The sequence below is a fragment of the Desulfuromonas carbonis genome (assembly GCF_054658035.1).
Map to the genome: position 1 here is coordinate 2100363 of NZ_BAAHXR010000003.1, position 17205 is coordinate 2117567.

At 63.9% G+C, this 17205-nt stretch carries 16 protein-coding genes and 1 riboswitch; of the genes, 4 read left to right on the forward strand and 12 right to left on the reverse strand.

The window, feature by feature from the left end; translation table 11 throughout:
- Nucleotides 1-45: 45 nt before the first annotated feature.
- From ACYQ8E_RS16445 to thiF, 12 genes are all read right to left on the reverse strand, one after another.
- Entirely contained in the window at nucleotides 46-2433 is a 2388-nt protein-coding gene (locus ACYQ8E_RS16445) for a sensor domain-containing protein (RefSeq protein WP_066725166.1), read from the reverse strand.
- A gap of 162 nt (nucleotides 2434-2595) precedes the next feature.
- Nucleotides 2596-4689, reverse strand: a complete 2094-nt coding sequence (locus ACYQ8E_RS16450; protein WP_066725169.1) for an ATP-binding protein — start codon at nucleotides 4687-4689, stop codon at nucleotides 2596-2598.
- A gap of 1 nt (nucleotide 4690) precedes the next feature.
- Nucleotides 4691-5638 carry an ABC transporter substrate-binding protein gene (locus ACYQ8E_RS16455; RefSeq protein WP_066725172.1) on the reverse strand — a complete coding sequence of 316 codons (948 nt, stop codon included), beginning with the start codon at nucleotides 5636-5638 and terminating at the stop codon, nucleotides 4691-4693.
- Between the two features lie 11 nt (nucleotides 5639-5649).
- The gene (locus ACYQ8E_RS16460) at nucleotides 5650-7656 is read right to left on the reverse strand and encodes a TonB-dependent receptor plug domain-containing protein (RefSeq protein ID WP_459861453.1); all 2007 of its coding nucleotides are present in this window, start codon (nucleotides 7654-7656) and stop codon (nucleotides 5650-5652) included.
- Nucleotides 7657-7896: 240 nt separating this feature from the next.
- Nucleotides 7897-8439 (reverse strand): hypothetical protein, encoded by a 543-nt coding sequence (locus ACYQ8E_RS16465; protein ID WP_066725183.1) that lies wholly within the window; start codon nucleotides 8437-8439, stop codon nucleotides 7897-7899.
- Nucleotides 8436-8948, reverse strand: coding sequence for a hypothetical protein (locus ACYQ8E_RS16470; RefSeq protein ID WP_066725186.1), 513 nt, complete (start codon nucleotides 8946-8948; stop codon nucleotides 8436-8438). The genes ACYQ8E_RS16465 and ACYQ8E_RS16470 overlap by 4 nt, the downstream gene beginning before the upstream one ends.
- The gene (locus ACYQ8E_RS16475) at nucleotides 8941-9753 is read right to left on the reverse strand and encodes a hypothetical protein (RefSeq protein WP_066725189.1); all 813 of its coding nucleotides are present in this window, start codon (nucleotides 9751-9753) and stop codon (nucleotides 8941-8943) included. The genes ACYQ8E_RS16470 and ACYQ8E_RS16475 overlap by 8 nt, the downstream gene beginning before the upstream one ends.
- Before the next feature lie 212 nt (nucleotides 9754-9965).
- The gene (gene thiE, locus ACYQ8E_RS16480; protein ID WP_066725192.1) at nucleotides 9966-10637 is read right to left on the reverse strand and encodes a thiamine phosphate synthase; all 672 of its coding nucleotides are present in this window, start codon (nucleotides 10635-10637) and stop codon (nucleotides 9966-9968) included.
- A 4-nt stretch (nucleotides 10638-10641) separates the two neighbouring features.
- Complete coding sequence (thiH, locus tag ACYQ8E_RS16485; protein WP_066725195.1) at nucleotides 10642-11772, reverse strand: 2-iminoacetate synthase ThiH; 1131 nt, start codon at nucleotides 11770-11772, stop codon at nucleotides 10642-10644.
- 57 nt (nucleotides 11773-11829) lie between these two features.
- On the reverse strand, nucleotides 11830-12600 hold the full coding sequence (locus ACYQ8E_RS16490; protein WP_066725198.1) for a thiazole synthase: 771 nt from the start codon (nucleotides 12598-12600) through the stop codon (nucleotides 11830-11832).
- Nucleotides 12601-12709: 109 nt separating this feature from the next.
- Complete coding sequence (thiS, locus tag ACYQ8E_RS16495) at nucleotides 12710-12910, reverse strand: sulfur carrier protein ThiS (RefSeq protein ID WP_066725201.1); 201 nt, start codon at nucleotides 12908-12910, stop codon at nucleotides 12710-12712.
- Between the two features lie 10 nt (nucleotides 12911-12920).
- Nucleotides 12921-13727, reverse strand: a complete 807-nt coding sequence (gene thiF / locus ACYQ8E_RS16500) for a sulfur carrier protein ThiS adenylyltransferase ThiF (protein ID WP_066725204.1) — start codon at nucleotides 13725-13727, stop codon at nucleotides 12921-12923.
- Between the two features lie 50 nt (nucleotides 13728-13777).
- Nucleotides 13778-13885: riboswitch (TPP riboswitch) on the reverse strand.
- Nucleotides 13886-14039: 154 nt separating this feature from the next.
- Between thiF and ACYQ8E_RS16505 the strand changes: the two genes are divergently transcribed.
- The 4 genes from ACYQ8E_RS16505 (at nucleotide 14040) to ACYQ8E_RS16520 (ending at nucleotide 17080) form a co-directional block, all read left to right on the forward strand.
- On the forward strand, nucleotides 14040-15149 hold the full coding sequence (locus ACYQ8E_RS16505) for a radical SAM/SPASM domain-containing protein (RefSeq protein ID WP_066725208.1): 1110 nt from the start codon (nucleotides 14040-14042) through the stop codon (nucleotides 15147-15149).
- 96 nt (nucleotides 15150-15245) lie between these two features.
- Complete coding sequence (gene hemE / locus ACYQ8E_RS16510) at nucleotides 15246-16283, forward strand: uroporphyrinogen decarboxylase (RefSeq protein ID WP_066725210.1); 1038 nt, start codon at nucleotides 15246-15248, stop codon at nucleotides 16281-16283.
- A gap of 177 nt (nucleotides 16284-16460) precedes the next feature.
- Nucleotides 16461-16745: a nucleotidyltransferase family protein gene (locus ACYQ8E_RS16515; RefSeq protein ID WP_459861457.1), complete on the forward strand. Its 285-nt coding sequence runs from the start codon at nucleotides 16461-16463 to the stop codon at nucleotides 16743-16745.
- Between the two features lie 35 nt (nucleotides 16746-16780).
- Nucleotides 16781-17080, forward strand: a complete 300-nt coding sequence (locus tag ACYQ8E_RS16520) for a HepT-like ribonuclease domain-containing protein (protein ID WP_459861601.1) — start codon at nucleotides 16781-16783, stop codon at nucleotides 17078-17080.
- The last annotated feature ends 125 nt before the right edge of the window (nucleotides 17081-17205 follow it).

Here is a 17205-nt window from a genome sequence, read left to right on the forward strand (position 1 = left end):
GTGGGAGGACGGCGGGGGCGACCCCGCCTCCTACCCGATGGGACTTCAGGTCCCCGAAGTGGATGAAGGGGATGGTACGGGGGGGGTGGGAGGGCGCAAAAGGCGCAGGAATTCGATCTCCGGTGCCGGCCGGGTGAGGTGGACCCCCTGCAGCTCATCGCACCCCTGGACCAGGAGAAAGGCTCGCTGCTGTTCATTTTCCACCCCTTCGGCAATGACGGTCAGCCCGAGATTATGGGCAAGGCCGATCGTGGTGCGGACGATGGCGGCGGCGGCCTGGTCGGTGAAGATTTCGTGGATGAAGGTGTGGTCGATCTTCAATCGTTTCACCGGCAGGCGGCGCAGCAGGTTGAGAGAGGTAAAACCGGTGCCGAAATCATCGACGGCGATGGTGACCCCGAGCCCGGAAAGACGGGGGAGGACCGCCGCCGCCATGGCCGGGTCCTGCTGCAGGATATTCTCGGTGACTTCGAGTTCAATCCGCTCCGGCGGAAGCCCGGTGTCGGCGAGGGTCTGTCGCAGGGTGGGTAACAGCTCGGGGTCGGCCAGTTGCCGGCGTGACAGATTGATGGCGATGCGTACTGGGGGACATCCCTGGCGGTCCCACTCCCGGGCCTTTTCGCAGGCCCGGCGCAGAATCCAGTTGCCGAGGGGAAGGATCAGGCCGGTCTCCTCGGCCAGCGGCAGAAATTCTCCGGGGAGGAGCATCCCTCGTTCCGGGTGGTTCCAGCGAATCAGCGCCTCGACCCCGCAGATGCGGTTGTCGGCGACCGCCACCTGGTCCTGGAAATAGAGCTGGATCTCGCGCCGATCGAGGGCGTGGCGCAGGTCCACCTCGGTGCGCAGACGCTGCTGGGCCCGGTCGTTGAGGTTGCGGGAGAAGTAACGGTAGGTGTTGCGCCCCTGTTCCTTGGCGAGGTACATTGCCATATCGGCGTGGCTGATCAGGTTTTCGGCCTTGTCGGCATCGTCGGGAAAGAGGGCGATACCGATGCTGGTCGAGGTAAAGACTTCCTGCCCCTCCAGGCGGACCGGCAGGGTCAGTGCGTGCAGGATCTTGCGGGCGGTGACGGTGGCATCGCCGGAGTTGTCGAGGCCGTTGAGAATAATCACGAACTCATCCCCGCCAATGCGAGCCACGGTATCACTCTTGCGCACGCAGCCGAGCAGGCGCTTGGCGACGACCTGAAGCAAGTGGTCGCCGGCGCCATGGCCGAGGGTGTCATTGACCACCTTGAAGTGGTCGAGGTCGAGGAAGAGGACCGCCACCTGCTCCTGCTCCCGGCCGGCCTGGATCAGTTGCTGGTCGAGACGGTCCTGCAGCAGCAGCCGGTTGGGAAGCCCGGTGAGGGTGTCCTGGTAGGCCAACTCCTTGACCGCCGCCTCGGCGGTTTTGAGGGCTGTGATATCGTCGTGGGTAACGACGGCAAAGGTGCCGCCGTCATTGTTGAAGGGGGTGATTCTCCCCAGGTACCAGCGCACTTCCCCATCATTGGTGCGGGAGTATTCGAGAGTGAACTCACTCAACTGGCCGACCAGGACCCCGCGGATGCCGCGGGCAAAGGCGTCGGCCGCCGCGTGCCCCCTGGTTGCGGCGTGATCGAGAAGGTCAAGATAATTGTCTCCCTGCACCGGCTGCTCCGGGAAGGGGCAGTGGGCATGCTCCTGCCAGCAGCGATTGGCCGCCAGGATACCCCCGTCCGCCGAGAGGATCGCGACCCGCTGGGCGAGGGCATCGACCGTGGCCCGGGCGAAGTTCTCCGAGGAGCGCAGCGCCTCTTCGATGCGGCGGCGTTCGCTGATGTCCATCGCCATCAGCAGGGTTCCGCCCGGACTATTGGTCTCGGCAGCGATGGGGGTGCAGGAGACCAGGGTGCAGAGCTCGCCGCCGCCGGCGGTTTGCAGGCAGAGATCGGCGACCGAACCCGGGCCGTCCGGTTTTTCCCGCAGCAGCGCCGCGGCCCGCTCGCGGCTGGCGGGAACGATCAGGTCGAGATAGGGGCGCTGCAACAGCGCCTCCTCGGGGAAACCGAGCATTTTCGCCATCTGCCGGTTGACGAAGTTGACCATGCCGGCCGGAGAGACAATCAGGATTCCCTCTTTGGTCGCTTCGACGACCCGCCGGTAGCGTTCCCCCTGGTTGCGAATCTCCTCCAGCACCGGCTGCAGGCCGTAAATGCCGCCGAGCAACAGGAAGGAAACGCCCAGGCTTAGGATTTCTTCAAGAATATCGGGGGCAAAGCCCTGGGGCGAGATCAAGGCGCGGCAGAGGGTATAGAGGGGCCGGAGGGTAGCGACGATGAGTGACCCGAGGAGGAGATAGCAGTGCCAGCGGTGCCGGAGATGACGAGCCAGGCGCAGGGCCAGCACGGCAGCGGCGCCCCGTAGCAGGATGGTTGCGGTCAGAATGAGCAGGACGATGGTGGTAGTCATGCAGCTGTCGTCGCTCCGGTCGCTGTTTCCAACTGCGAAAACCTTTTGCCGCCGGCCGCTGCCGGCAGCGGGAAGCTTTGGGGGACTGGGTTCATGAAGTATAACAGGGGTGTCCGTTTCCGCTTGGCGGGAAGAGGCTCCCTGCAGGTCTGGGTTTTTGGTTCAGGGGGTCCCTGTCGATGGCGGCAGGGGAAGCCAGCGGTCGAGGATGCTGCGCAGCTGGGGAGTGCGGAAAGGTTTGCCGAGGTGGTCATCCATCCCGGCGTCAAGGCAGTCCTGGCGATCCTCATCCAGAGTGTTGGCGGTCAGAGCGACAATCGGCACCCGCTGGCCACTTCCGGCGGTGCGTTCCTCGGCACGGATCATGCGGGTTGCGGCATAGCCATCCAGTTCCGGCATCTGACAGTCCATGAAGATCAGGTCGTAGGGGGTCCTAGTCCACATCTGGAAAGCCTCTTTCCCATTCCCGGCAAGCTCGGATCTGCAGCCAAAGGTCTCGAGCAGGGTCTTGATGACGTCCTGGTTGACGGGGTTGTCCTCCGCGATCAGAACCAGTCCGCGACCGGTTCCGGCTTCCAGCACCGGGCCTGCCTGCTGGGGAAGAGCGATTTCCGGTTCCGCCGGCATGGCCGCCAGGGCCTGGTGCGACGGCAGGGGAACAACCAGGGGAATGCGGAACCAGAAGGTTGTTCCGCCGCCCGGGGAGCTCTCGACGCCGATCTCCCCCTTCATCAGTTCCACGAGCTGGCGGACAATGGCCAGACCAAGGCCGGTGCCGCCGAAGGAGCGGCTGCGGGAGTCGTCCACCTGGGAGAAGGATTCGAAGATGCTGCGATGGTATTCCGGCGGTATGCCAATGCCGGTGTCGCTCACCGCAAAGCACAGCATCTCGGGCCGGCCGGAGGCATCATCCCGCCGCACCGAAATCGTGATGCCGCCCAGCTCGGTAAATTTGACACTGTTGCTGATCAGGTTGAGCAGGATCTGACGTATCTTTTTGGCGTCCCCTTCCAGGAGCGCGGGGATGTCGTCGGCCACCGCATACTGCAAAGTCAGCCCCTTGCGTTCGACCTGGACCAGGAAGAGGTCGCAGGCTTCGGCAATCAGCTGCCGCAAGATGAAAGGACCGCAGCCGAGGGTCATCTTGCCCGCCTCGATTTTGGAGAGGTCGAGGATGTCGTTGATCAGGTCGAGCAGGACTTCGGAAGAGTGCATCACCGCCGCAGCCTGCTGCCGCTGCAGAACGGAAAGGTCCCCTTGCAGCAGGAGCTCCGTCATGCCGATGATGCCGCTCATCGGGGTGCGAATTTCGTGGCTCATGTTGGCCAGAAAACGCGATTTGGCCCGGCTTGCGGCCTCGGCCCGGTCGGCCAGGTCGACGGAGATATCGAGAGCCTTCTGCAACTCCCGTGTGCGTTGCGCGACCAGTTCTTCAAGCTCCTCCTGCTGCCGGGCAACCCGGTGGCGGTAGTCCCGCAGATGTTCAAGCATGAGCATGAAGGCGTCGCCAAGGGCGACAATCTCCCGGGAACCGGTCATGGCAACATTCTGATCGAAGTTGCCACCGGCTATATTCCGGGTCGCCTCTTCCAGGGCCTTGAGCGGCGCGGTAATTTTTCGGGTTGCGATAACGGTCAGCGCCACTCCGCCAAGGGCGAGCAACAGTGAGGTCAATCCGGTAGAAAGGGCCAGGGCGGTAATCTTCTCGCGGTGGGGGCCGAGGTCGAGGCCGAGGCGGATACTGCCGATGAGTCCGGGAGCCGGGGCAATGCCGTGGTTGATTCTGGCGATGACATCACCCCTCTGGCCGAAGACTGGCACCACCAGTTCCAGGTAGGGGTGGCCGTTGCTGCCGGTCCATTCGCGGGGGGCTGCGTCCAGGCTCCCAGGGGCGGGTTCGGCAGAAATTTCGTTGAAGGAGCCGCCAGGGGTCGCAGGATCCTGGATCAGCAGCTGCTGCTGGTGGTCGAAGATGGCGACATAGGCGATATTCTCGTCCGCAAAGGCCAGGTCGATCAGTTCACGCAAGGCAGCGGGGTCGGCGGTATAGATGGCGTATGCGCTGTTCTGAGCAACCATGGCCGCAGTGGTTTTCAGCCGGTTGACCAGCTGTTGAGTGTGCGAACGAATCTCGGTTACGGCCAGATAGGCGCCCAAGGCGAGGGCAGTAACCAGAATCAACCCGATCGTCAGCAGGTTGAATTTGGTGGCAAGGCGCCAGCTGTGCCCGTCTTTCCAGGGTCGCCGCAGCTCCATATCAGTAAACCTCCTGGGCAGCCCGCAGGACCTTCTCCGGGAACTCGATCTTCATCTGCTCGGCGGTACGCCGGTTGAGGGTGTAAAGAACCTTTCGCGGTGTCTGCAACGGCAGGCTGGCGGGGCTGGCCCCGGCAATGACCTGTTGTGCCAGTTCGGCGCACTGGCGACCGATATCCTGATAATCACGTTCCAGGGCGACCAAAGCTCCTGCTTTGACCCAGGCCGCAGAAAGTCCGAAAAAGGGGATGCGGTTGCGGAAGGAGAAGAGCAACAGGCTGCGTGCCGTCTGGGTGTTGATCACCATCTGATCGCTGAGGCCCCACAGGACATCGGCATGCCTGGCCAGGGTGGTCAAGGCCGCCGGTAGCTCACGGGGGGAGGTGATGGGAACAGCATCCAGGGTGAGACCACTGCGCCGGGCAAACTCGCGGGCATCCGCGATGCGCGCGGCATTTTCCGCCGGGTTGTAGGCGACTCCGATAGTGCGGGCCTGCGGCAGCAGCCGTTGCAGCCAGGCGAGTTGGGTGGCGACCGGGAAATCGAGCACCACCCCGGTGACGTTGGCATTCACGGGGAGCAGCTGTTCACTCAGAACCAGGCCGAAAACGACGGGGATATCGGCGACCTCGCTGGCGATGGTGTTAAGGGCGCGCGAACCGAGAACGAAGATCACCTGCGGCCGGCGGTTGCGGATGCTGGCGATCTGCTCGGCGACCAGCGATTCGTCCGCGGCCAGAGAATAGACTTCCAGATCGAGGTCCTCGCCGAGGCCGGCGAAGCGCTCCCGGAAACCTGCCAGCATCGCCGTGACCGGGGCCTCGGCCTGGGTTGTCACCACGGAGACGACCACGGCGGCATGCGCCAACCCGGCGAGCGCCAAAAGGAGCAGCGCCAGGGTCAGGGCCAGCACCCAGGCCAGCCGTCGCATGTCGGGGACTGAAACCATCGCCGGTCCCTTCAGAAACTGTAGGTCAATTGGCCCCGGATGGTACGGCCGTCCTGGACGATGCTGTCCTGAAGGTGAGCCGCCGAAACCGGGTCGGAATAACGCTTGTCGAACAGATTGAAGAGGCTCAGGGTCAGTTCGAGACCTGGCAGCAGTTTTCTTCCGGAAAGGGTCAGGTTGGTAATCGCGAACCCGCCGCACTCCCTGCCGGAGACGGTCCTGCGGCTGCTGGTATAGCGCTCTTCCACCGCCAGGAACAGGTATTCGGTCACCAGGGGGGCGACCAGGCCGAATTTTACCAGGTGGCGCGGTGCATTGCTGAGCGTTTCCCCGCTGCGCTGATCCTCAGCGCGCTGCAGGGTGTAGCTCCCCCGTCCTTCCCAGCCGCCGTTAAGGCGTCCTTCCAGCTCCAGTTCCAGCCCTCTAGCCTCCACCTTGTCAAGATTGCGAAATACCAGAAGTCCGTCTGCCGGGTCGAGGGTCAGATTGATCAGGTCATCAATCCGGTAATAGTATCCGGTGGCCACTGCGCGCAGGGCATCTCCGAAATACTGCTCCCAGACCAGTTCCCAGGTCCGGATCGTCTCCGGGTCGAGGTCGGGATTCGGTTTCTGGGTCACGAGTCCGTCGTGATAGTAGTTTTCAAAGGCCGACGGGGCACGGAAGGCCTGGCCGTAAAGAAACTTCAGCGCCGTTTTTGGCCGGGGGGTGTAGATCAGGGCGAGGCGCGGGCTGGTGGACCAGCCGAAGGTGCTGAAACGGTCGCAGCGCACCCCCAGGCTGAGCGAAAGGTCCTGGCCGACCCGGTATTCGTCCTGCAGAAAAAGGCCGATATTGGAGGTCTGCTGCCGGGAATCGAGGTTGACGGCAAGGTCCGAATTCTGCAGATCCTGGCGGAAGTTATCCCGGTACTCGCCGCCGGCGACGAGATGGTGTGGTCCGATCGATTTGCCGAGCTGGAATTCGCTCCCCCACCATTCACCCCTGAACCGGTCCTGGTTGACGACCAGCAACGGGGGCGGGACCGGCGCAAAGTCATAGACATAGTCACCCTCGGCCCGGAAGTCTTCATAGCTGGCGCGGAAGAGCAGCTCCAGCTCCCCGGGGAAAAGGTGCTGGTAGTGGAGGCGGGCGGAAGCCTGGCGCCCGGAGGTCCGGTTGCGGGGGTCGTTGAAGACGGTGCCGAAGGCCCCGGTGGGGGTTTCCTTTTCACGGTCGCCGAAGGCGGTCTCCAAGGTGAAGTCGCCGAGGGAGACCTTGCCGAACAGGGTATAAACCTTCTCCCCGTCGCGGTCGGTAGCGACCCCGGCGTTGGTTTCCGGAGCGTCAAATTCCGCGTAGTAGAGGGACGAATCCCCGTTGCTGCGGTAGCTGCTGCCGGACAGGAGGAACTCGCCCCCCCCGGGAAAGCGCCTGCCGTAACTGAGGCGACCGCGGTAAGTCTCCTGGCTGGCAGCGGTGGCAGCCAATTCAGTCCCCTGCAGGTCACGCCCGCGGCGGGTGATGACATTGATGACGGCAAAGAAGGCGTTGCTGCCGTAGAGGGAGGACCCCGGACCGCGGACCACCTCGATTCGATCGATCAGGGCGACATCGAGGATGAAGTCGTTGCCGATGGCAGCGGTGTCAAAAATGTTGTTGTTGCTGCGACTGCCATCAATCAGGAGGAGGATGCGGGAATTGAAGTCGCCGGGGCGGCCGAAGCCACGGACCCCGAGAAATTCGGTCTGCCGGTCGTAGCTGGTGTAAAAACCGCGCTGGCTGCGCAGAATGTCGGCGAGGGTGCGGTAACCGTATTTGCGGATTTCCGCGGCGGTAATGATACTGACCGCCGATGGCGCCGCGGTGACTTTCTGTTCGTACTTGGAGGCAGTAAAGACCGAGGGAATTTCCGCGAACAGGATGTTCTCTTCGCCTCCCGGAGGTTGGGCCAGCCCTGGGCAGGCACTCCCGAGCAGGAGGCCCATGGTTACCAGGCGGCAGAAACTGCGTCCCAGGAGATGTCGCCGGTCAGCCACGGTGCCCTCCAGACAGCAATGGGTAGCGGGTCATTTCGCGGGGCGGGCCGGAGGGTAATGCTCCCGGACCGCAACCTTTGCATGCACCGGCCTTGTACCGGGCGATTCCAATGAATGTCTGCAGGTACGCATGACCTGACATTAATGCTGACTACTTATATCGCAAATAAGGGGTCTGTCAATTTCCCCCGGATGGCGGCCCGGACTCCGGCGGAAGGCGCCGGAACCCGGGCCGCTTTTTCAGCTCTCCCGGCGCTGCAGGCGGGTCATCGATTCGAGGTAATCGAAACTCTCGCCGCTGTCAAACCAATTGTCAAGTCGGCGCAGGCAGCAACAGCCCATCATCATCCGCTGCATCACCCGGCTCAGCCCGGTAGTGGTGCGGACATGGGCCGACAGCCGGTCAAAACCGCGTTCCCCCGCTTCCCGGCAGAGGCCGGCCATCAGGGATTTGACCCCGACCGTCTGGCGGCGCCCCGGTAGCGTCTGGATCAGGTCGATGTAGAGAGTCCGGGGATTCTCCGTCATCGCCGGGTCCCAGGGACGCAGCTCGGCGCCAACCCGATCCTGGGGAATGGCCAGGAGATAGCCGGCGATCACCCCTTCCACCGTCCGGGCGATCACGTTGATATTCAACCGGTCGGAGAGGCCCTGCCGGTAGTAGGCTTCGGGGTCCGGAAACTGCATGCGCGGGGGAAAGGCGCTCTGCTGCAAGGCGACCAGCTCGGCGACCAGTTGCGGTTGGCAGCCCGCGGCGATTTCGATTCGGATGAGGCGATTCATGGTTGGACTCCTTTCCAGAGAAGAATCAGGTCGGTGATGCCACCGCAGCCGAGGGTATAGACCTGGACCCAGATGAACATCTGGAGGCCGCTGGCGGCCACCAGCAGGGCCAGTTGCGCCCCGCGGGAGGTGAGGCGTCGGCGCAGGTAGATCAGGAGTTGGCAGGGGCCCTCCCAGAGGAGCAGCCGGACGCAGATCGCCCCTTCCAGCAGGTGGCCGACCCAGGGGGTGCGGTTGCCGGAGAACTCGGTCCAGCGGCGCAACGCCTGCATCAGGGTGATATCTACGCCGAGGCGGTCATTGCAACGGATGAAGAAGCTGGCGAGGGCCAGGTTTGCGGCCCAGAAGGCCAGCCAGATCTCGGTCGTCGAAAACCCCCGCAGTTTCAGCCAGCCGAACAGGGTGGCACTGACCGCCAGCAGCAGCCATTCGGTGAGGTAAAAGGTCGGAACAAGGGCCGCCAGCAGCAGTCGCGAGCGGCGTTCGGATTTGATCGGCCGCTCAGGCATGGTGCTCTCCCCAGGTCGTCAGGGGGAGCGGCACAAAGGTGCAGTCCTCCGCCACCGGAGAAGGGGCGGGCAGCGCCCGCAGTACCTCCTGCTCCAGCAGCGAGGGGTACCAGGACCAGTAGGGGTCCCGCTCTCTGGCAATCGGCAGCAGGGGTACGATCAGCGGCTGGAGTCCGTAGCGGGCGGTGACCTCCTGGAACGCCGGGCGGATGATCCGCCGGGTGAATTCCGATTCCTGACCCTCGGTGTGAAAGTTCTCAAAGAGGATGCCATCACAGATGAAGAGGCTCAGCAGTTTCGGCCAGAAGCGGGCCGGCTGCCCCCCCATCCGCGCCAGCCAGCGACTGTTGTCCAGAACTTCCACCCCGGGGAAATGCTGTTGCAGGAGGCGATGATGGAAGTGGATAAGTCCTTCCCCCCAGCGGGTTTGAACCACCCGCAAGGGCTTGCCGTCGTAACGTTCGACATCGATAAGCCAGTGGCTTCGGGTGCGGTAACCGCCGTTCTTCCCCTCGCCCAGGTAAAAGGTCTGCTTGGCCAAGGAGAGTTTGTCCGGATTGCCGGAACAGAATTTGTCCTCGCCATAGTCGGGACAGACAATTTTCAAACCGACCGATCGGACCCGGGCTGCAAAGATATGGAATTCGAAGTTGGGGGTTGCCAGTTGCCGGGCGAGGACCGCCCGCGGACCCGCCCGCAGAAAGTCGGGGAGGGGCCCCAGGTCATTCCTTAACCGTTCCTGGAGTTGCGCATCTTCCCGGCGCTGCCACAGGGCGAGACGAGCTGTTTGGGCGTTGACGTACATGGCGGTATTCTCCTTTCCACGCTGATGGGAGTCCCCCGGGGTGACCGGTGAGACCTGGCAAATCCGCTGCAGGAGGATTCCGGCAGCGGGGCTTTGAACCCTAGGGTAGCAGCCGGGGGGCACTAATTAACTGACCGGTCGCGGGCAGCGGCTGGCGCATGGGAGAGGATTGGATAACCGGGGGGAGCTTCAGAAGGGGAAGAAGAGCGGGATCAGCAGGGTGGCAAGGAACCAGACGAGGAGATTGAGGGGGGCGCAGCATCGAGTGCGGCGCGGAACTGCTGCGCAGCGCGGGTCGGGTCGGCGACGGCGAGCAGGGCGGCAATGGCCGCGGCTCCGGCAGCCCCGGCGGTGCGCAGTTGCGGGACGCGGTCCGGGGTGACGCCGCCGAGAGCAAAGACGGGGAGTGCCCCGGCGACACAGGCCGCAGCCAACTGGGGAGTGCCGACCGGCTCGCCAAAGGGGGCCTTGGCGGGGGTATGCCAGATGGGGCCAAAGGTGGCGAAGTCGGCCCCGGCCGTGGCGGCCCGGCGCAGCTCCGTCAGGTCGTGGGTGGAGACACCGAGGAGCGCCCTGGGCCCGAGCTGCCGCCGCGCTTCGAGAAGGGCGGGCGGGTCCGGGCCGAGATGAAGGCCGTCAGCGGCGACGGCCCGGGCGACATCGAGACGCCGGTTGATCAGCAGCCTGGCGTGGTAGCGGGAGGTCAGGCTGCGCAACTGCCGGGCGAGGTGGAGAAATTCCGCTGCGGGCAGATCCTTCTCCCGCAGTTGCACCGCCTCTACGCCGCCGGCCAGGGCGCGCTCAACCGCAGCGAGGAGGTCGCCACCGGGGACGACGTGGCGGTCGGTAATCAGGTAGAGGGAGAAGGGGATGGCGGGCGTCATGAGGTCAGGCCGCCCCGGTGGTTCGGTCGAGAAAGGCGCTGTCCCAGTCTTTCCAGACCGGGTCGTATCCCTTGCTGCGCAGCATTGCCGCAAACTCGGCCGGGGTGCGGTCGTCGTCGATGGCAAACTGTTCGGTCTGCTTCCCGGCCCCGGCGTAACCGCCGGGAGCGGTGCAGGAACCGGCGCTCATCTGGGTGATACCCAAAGGGAGGAGGTGGTCGCGGAAAGTGGCGCTCTCCCGGGTCGACAGGACCAGGCCGGCGTCGTGGAGGAGCAGGCGCATGGCGCAGATCAGCTGCACGAAACTGCGGTCGGAGACCAGATACGGTGGCTGGAAACCGCCGTCGGCGGGGCGCATGCGTGGAAAGGAGACGGTCAGCTGGCTGCGCCAGAAGTGGCGGGCGAGGTAGCGGCCGTGCAGACCGGTGAAGAAGGCCTCGCTGCGGAAGGGGCCGAGGCCGAGGAGGGCGCCGATACCGAGTTTGCGCAGGCCGGCGGCGCCGCCGCGCTCCGGGGTGGCGAGGCGCCAGGCGTAATCGCGCTTGCGGCCAAAGGGGTGCATCTCGGCGTAGAGGGCCGGATCGTAGGTCTCCTGGTAGATGGTCAGGGCATCGACCCCGGCGGCCGCCAGACGGCGGTATTCGTCCGCTGCCATCGGGAAGACTTCGAGGCCGATGGAGGCGAAGAGGGGGCGGACCCGGCGCACGGCAGCCTCGAGATAGCCGACATCCGCGGCCTGGGGGGCTTCCCCGGTCAAGAGCAGGACGTGGCGGAACCCCTGGTCGGCGAGGACCCGGGCCTCCGCCTCGATTTCATCGAGATTAAGGGTGTTGCGGGCGACCCGGTTCTGGGCGGCAAAGCCGCAGTAGCGGCAGCCGTTGTGGCACTCGTTGGAGAGATAGATCGGGGCGTAGAGGAGGATGGTGTTGCCGAAGCGGCGCCGGGTGATGCGGTGCGCCTTCTGCGCCAGCGGCTCCAGGTAGTCCTCGGCGGCCGGCGAGAGGAGCGCCATGTAGTCGGACTCGGTCAGCCGTTCGGCTGCCAGGGCCCGCTCGACGTCGGTGGAAGTCTTGGCCGCGATGTCGGACTCGACCTGTTCGGGGGTGTAACGCTGGATAATGTCGAGAAAACTCATGGTCGTTATAGATCCTATGGGTCCCATAAGTCGTATGGGACCTATAAAAAGCTCTTGCTAATCCCGCAGAAAACCGGTCAGGGGGCTGCTCGCCTCGGCCCGGGTGCGCTGCTCGCCGAGCCCGGCCAGGAACGCTTCGCGGCCGGCCTCGACTCCCTTTTTGAAGGCGGCACCCATGGCGCCGGGGGCGCGGGCGACGGCGAGGGCGGTATTGACCAGCACCGCGTCGGCCCCCATCTCCATCGCCTCGGCGGCGTGGGAGGGGGCACCGAGGCCGGCATCGACGATGACCGGAACGATCGCCTGCTCGATGATGATGGCGATCTGCTCGCGGGTGCGCACCCCGCGGTTGGTGCCGATGGGGGCCCCCAGCGGCATTACCGTGGCGGTACCAGCTTCCTGCAGGTGCTTGGCCAGCACCGGGTCGGCATTGATGTAGGGAAGAACGATGAATCCTTCCTTGACCAGGACCTCCGCCGCCTTGATGGTCTCGATCGGGTCGGGGAGGAGATAGTAGGGGTCGGGGGTCACCTCCAGCTTGACCCAGGGTTCGCAGCCGGCCGCGCGGGCGAGCCGCGCCAGGCGGATCGCCTCCTCGGCGTCGCGGGCGCCGCTGGTGTTGGGGAGGAGCAGATAGCGGGCCGGGTCGATATGGGCAAGCATGTCGTCGGCCGGGTTGTCGATGTCGATCCGGCGCAACGCCACGGTGACGATCTCGCAGCCGGACTGCTCCATCGCCGCGACCATCAGGGCGCTGGAGGCGAACTTGCCGGTGCCGACGAGGAGGCGGGAGGTGAATTCGCGGCCGGCGATAATGAGTTTGTCCATGATCGAATCCTTGGTTAAGGCTTGGTTGCTTTTGTTCGGGACGTGGGAGGAGGGACGCGGACAGGCAAGGACGGGATCGTTCCCGTCCTGCGTTCCTCGTCCCGGATCCTTATCCGCCGCCGACAAACTGGACGATCTCGACCTGGTCTCCCTCCGCCAGCAAGGTGGCAGCGAAGGCGGCCCGGGGAACAATGGCGCGGTTGCGCTCCACCGCGACCCGGGCGGGGTCGAGGCCGAGGGCGGCGAGGAGCGAAGCAACGCTGCTGCCGGCGGGGATGTCGACGGGCTTGCCGTTGGCGATGATCTGCATGGATTCTCTCCTAAACCGGGTCTGCGCCGAGCAGCAGGCGCAGTACGGCGTTGGCCTGGTGGTGGGCGGCGATCCCAACCCGCGGCGCCATCAGCCCCTGGCCGGGAGCGGCGGCGCTGGTGCCGTCGCCGACCAGGGTCAGGCGGCCCCCGACCTGCCGGCTGACGATCGTGTTGGCGGGGCCAAAGCCGGCCATCCCCGAGGCGGCGACCAGCGGCTTGTCGGCGACCTTGCCGAGGAAGGTTTCGACCAGCATCGCCTTTTGCTCGGCACGGTCGAAGGCCTCGACCATGACATCGACGCCGGCGAAGAGGGTCGGGATGTTGTCGGTCGTCAGTCGGAGGTGATGGGTGGCGACCTGCACATACGGGTTGATCCGCGCCAGGTTGTCCCGCAGCGCCACCACCTTGGGCAGGCCGAGCTGGTCGATGAAGTATTGCTGCCGGTTGAGATTGGAAGGTTCGACCAGGTCGAAGTCGGCGATGGTCAGCCGGCCGATGCCGCAGCGGGCGAGGGCGACGGCAATGCTCGAGCCGAGACCGCCGACGCCGGCGATGCCGACATGGGCCTTCTTCAGCCGGGCATGGACTCCCGGGGTGTGGCGGGCGACGAGCAGGGTTTCGAGTTCCTCGGCGGCGGGGATTTCGCCGCGGCGGATCAGCACCAGGCGGTCGTCCTCCGCCAGGGGCTGGTCCCCCTCCAGGGGGAAGCCGTTGCGGATCACCAGGTCGGCGTCGGGTTTGAATTGCTGGCACAGCGCGGCGACGGTGGTGCCGGCGGGGATGTCGTGGGATTGTTCGTTGACAAAGATGCGCATGTCCGAAAATACCAAGGGCCGCGAAAAGCGGCCCCTGCGGAACAATGCGTCCGGATGGTGCGCCGCTTTCCTACGCCGGAATGACCCGGATCAGGTTCGAAGGGTCGTCCGCTCGCGCGGACTCTCAGTGAAAGAAAATCACTCCCCTAGGGCTGCTGTCGAATTGTATGCTGAACCTACCAGCCGCGGCCGTCGCTTGTCAACGGCTTTGTCTTCGGTCGGCGCCCGGAAGCCTTGTTTTTTCGCGGCGGTTTGGTGTAGGATTAGCGAGCTTTGCCGGATAGGGCAGGGCGTTTCGACAAAGGAGTCATGATGACCGCACCCAATCCCGAGTTCATCCCCAAATGGATCGCCTGGGAATCGACCCAGCGCTGTAACCTCAACTGTGTTCACTGCCGCTGTTCCTCCGACATGGATGCCGCCATCGGCGATTTCAATACCGAGGAAGCCTTCAAACTGATCGACGACATCTGCGAGGTCAGCACGCCGGTGATGGTCCTCTCCGGCGGCGAACCGCTGCTGCGCCCCGACATCTTCGACATCGCCAGGTACGGGACGTCGAAGGGGCTGCGCATGTGCATGGCGACCAACGGCACCTTGATCACCGACGAAGTCTGCGCCAAGATGAAGGAGGCCGATATCAAGATGGTCTCCCTCTCCCTCGACGGCTCCACCGCTGCCATCCACGACGACTTCCGCTCCTGCCCCGGGGCCTTCGAAGGGGTGGTGCGCGGCGCCGAAACCCTCAAGCGCAACGGCATCAAGTTTTTGGTCAACTCCTCCTTCACCAAACGCAACCAGGCCGATATCGCCGCCACCTTCAAGGTCGCCAAGGGACTCGGCGCCACTGCCTGGTACATGTTCATGATCGTCCCTACCGGGCGCGGCGAGGAGATCATGAACGAACTGATCAGCGCCGACGACTACGAGGAGATTCTCGCCTGGCACTACGAGCAGGAGAAGGGGGAGGAGGACATCCTGATGCGCCCGACCTGCGCCCCCCACTATTACCGCATCGTGCCGCAGATGGCCAAGGCCGAGGGGGTCGACTTCAAGCGCCGCAGCCTCACTTTCTCCACCGGCGGCGGCAAGGGGTGCATCGCCGCCCAGACGATCTGCCTGATCGACTGCTTCGGCAACCTCAAGCCCTGCTCCTACTTCCATTCCTCGGTCGGCAACGTCAAGCAGATCTCCTTCAAGGATCTCTGGTTCAATTCCAGGGTCTTCAACGACCTGCGCGACTTCAAGAAGTACAAGGGGAAATGCGGCGAGTGCGAGTTCATCAACGCCTGCGGCGGCTGCCGCGCCCGCGCCGACGCCGTCCATGGTGACTACATGGCAGAAGAGCCCTTCTGCAACTACATCCCCAACCGCACCCGCAAGCGGATGGAGAAAGAAGCCGCGGAAAACGCGCCCAAGTGAAGTTCCCGGCGATGAGCGATGAGCAATGAGAAGGATGCCTTTCCCGTTGCTCATCGCTCGTTGCTCATCGCTATTTTTTCAGGAGGCAATAAACCGATGTCCACCGAATACACCTTTCTCAAGGCCTGCTGGGGCCAGCCGACCGATTATGTCCCCGTCTGGCTGATGCGCCAGGCCGGCCGCTACCTGCAGTGCTACAAGGATGTCCGCGCCAAGGGGGGCGGCACCTTTCTCGACCTCTGCAAGGACCCCGAGCGCGCCGCCGAGGTGACGATCCAGCCGATCGATATCCTGGGCGTCGACGCCGCGATCCTCTTCTCCGACATCCTCACCCCCATCGAGCCGATGGGGATGGCCCTCGATTTTGTGCCCGGTCCGGTCTTCGAAAAACCGGTCCGTACCGCCGCCGATGTCGACGCGCTCATCGTGCCGGAGGATATGGCCCAGGCCGTGCCCTACGTGCCGGCGATCATCCAGCGCCTGCGTAAAGCCTTCGAAGGGCGGGTGCCGCTCATCGGTTTTGGCGGCGCCCCTTTCACACTTGCCTGCTACATGGTCGAAGGGAAGGGGAGCAAGGACTTCGCGGCACTGAAGCAGATGATGTACGCCGACTTCCCCCTTTACGACGCCCTGATGAAAAAGATCACCGAGATGGACCGGCGCTACCTCAACATGCAGATCGCCGCCGGCGCCCAGGCGATCCAGATCTTCGACACCTGGGGCGGGCTCCTCGCCCCCCACGACTTCGAGCGCTACATCCTCCCCTACGTCAAGGAGCTGATCGACGGCCTCGACCGCAAGGGGATCCCGGTGATCTACTTCGTCAAGAACGGCGGCACCATGCTCGAGCTGGTCAAGGAAGCCGGCGCCGATGTCCTCGGCCTCGACTGGCACGTCAATCTCGGCAAGGCCCGCGACATCCTCGGCGACAAGATCGCCGTGCAGGGGAACCTCGACCCGACCGTCCTCTACGCCCCGAAACCCTACATCGAGAAGGAAGTGCAGCGCATCCTCGACGAGAACGCCGGCCGCCCCGGCTTCATCTTCAACCTCGGCCACGGCATCCTGCCGACGGTGCCGCCGGAGAATGCGATTCACATGGTGGAGTGCGTACACCGCTTGAGCGGGAAGTAAGCCAACTTTTTAACCATCGCTCAGGAGGCACAGCGCACGGAGAACTTCAAACGTCCCCCGGTGCTGTGCCTCCTGCTTTTTTGGGGAATCCGTAGGGTGGGTTGAATGCAATGAAACCCAACGGTGCCAGCATCGCAACGGCGGTGAATAATTCTGATACTTTCCAGGAGCGAAACAATGGATAAATTCATTGAAGAACATCGAGAAATCATCAAGCGCCTGGCGACTCTTCGCGGCGCCACCCGGGTCAGGCTGTTTGGTTCCCTGGCGCGGGATGAGGGAGGACCAAAGAGCGATATCGATTTGCTGGTTGATCTTGAGGAGGGACGTTCCGCCCTGGCTTTGGGCGGGCTGCTGAAGGATCTTGAAGAATGCCTCGGCCGACGGGTCGATGTGGTGACCCCGATGGCCCTGCATCCTCGCATTCGGGAAGATGTCCTGAAACAGGCAGTTGACCTGTGACCGGGGCAGATCGAGATCAGTTGCTGATCGAACATATGCTGGAGTGCATCGCCCGCATTGAAAAGTATGCTGCGGGGGAGAGTGAGCGGTTTTTCGCCTCCGATCTGGTGCAGGACGGGGTCATCAGGAATCTTCAGACGATGGCGGAATCAAGTCAGCGTTTGAGTGACGGGTGCAAGGAGAGCCGACCAGAAATTGACTGGAGGGCAATTTCCGGATTCCGCAATATTCTGGTTCATGATTACCTCGGGATCGATCTGAAATTGATCTGGCTGGTGGTTGAGAAGGAACTCCCCCTGTTGAAGCGCGCACTTGAAGCGATGCTCGCCGCGTAGGTTGGCTTGAATGTAATGAAACCCAACGTTGCCGGCATCACAACGGCGGTGAATAATTCGGGTGAAATCCAGCGTGGTTTCCGGGGTCGCGGAGCATGTTGGGTTTCGCTTTGCTCTACCCAACC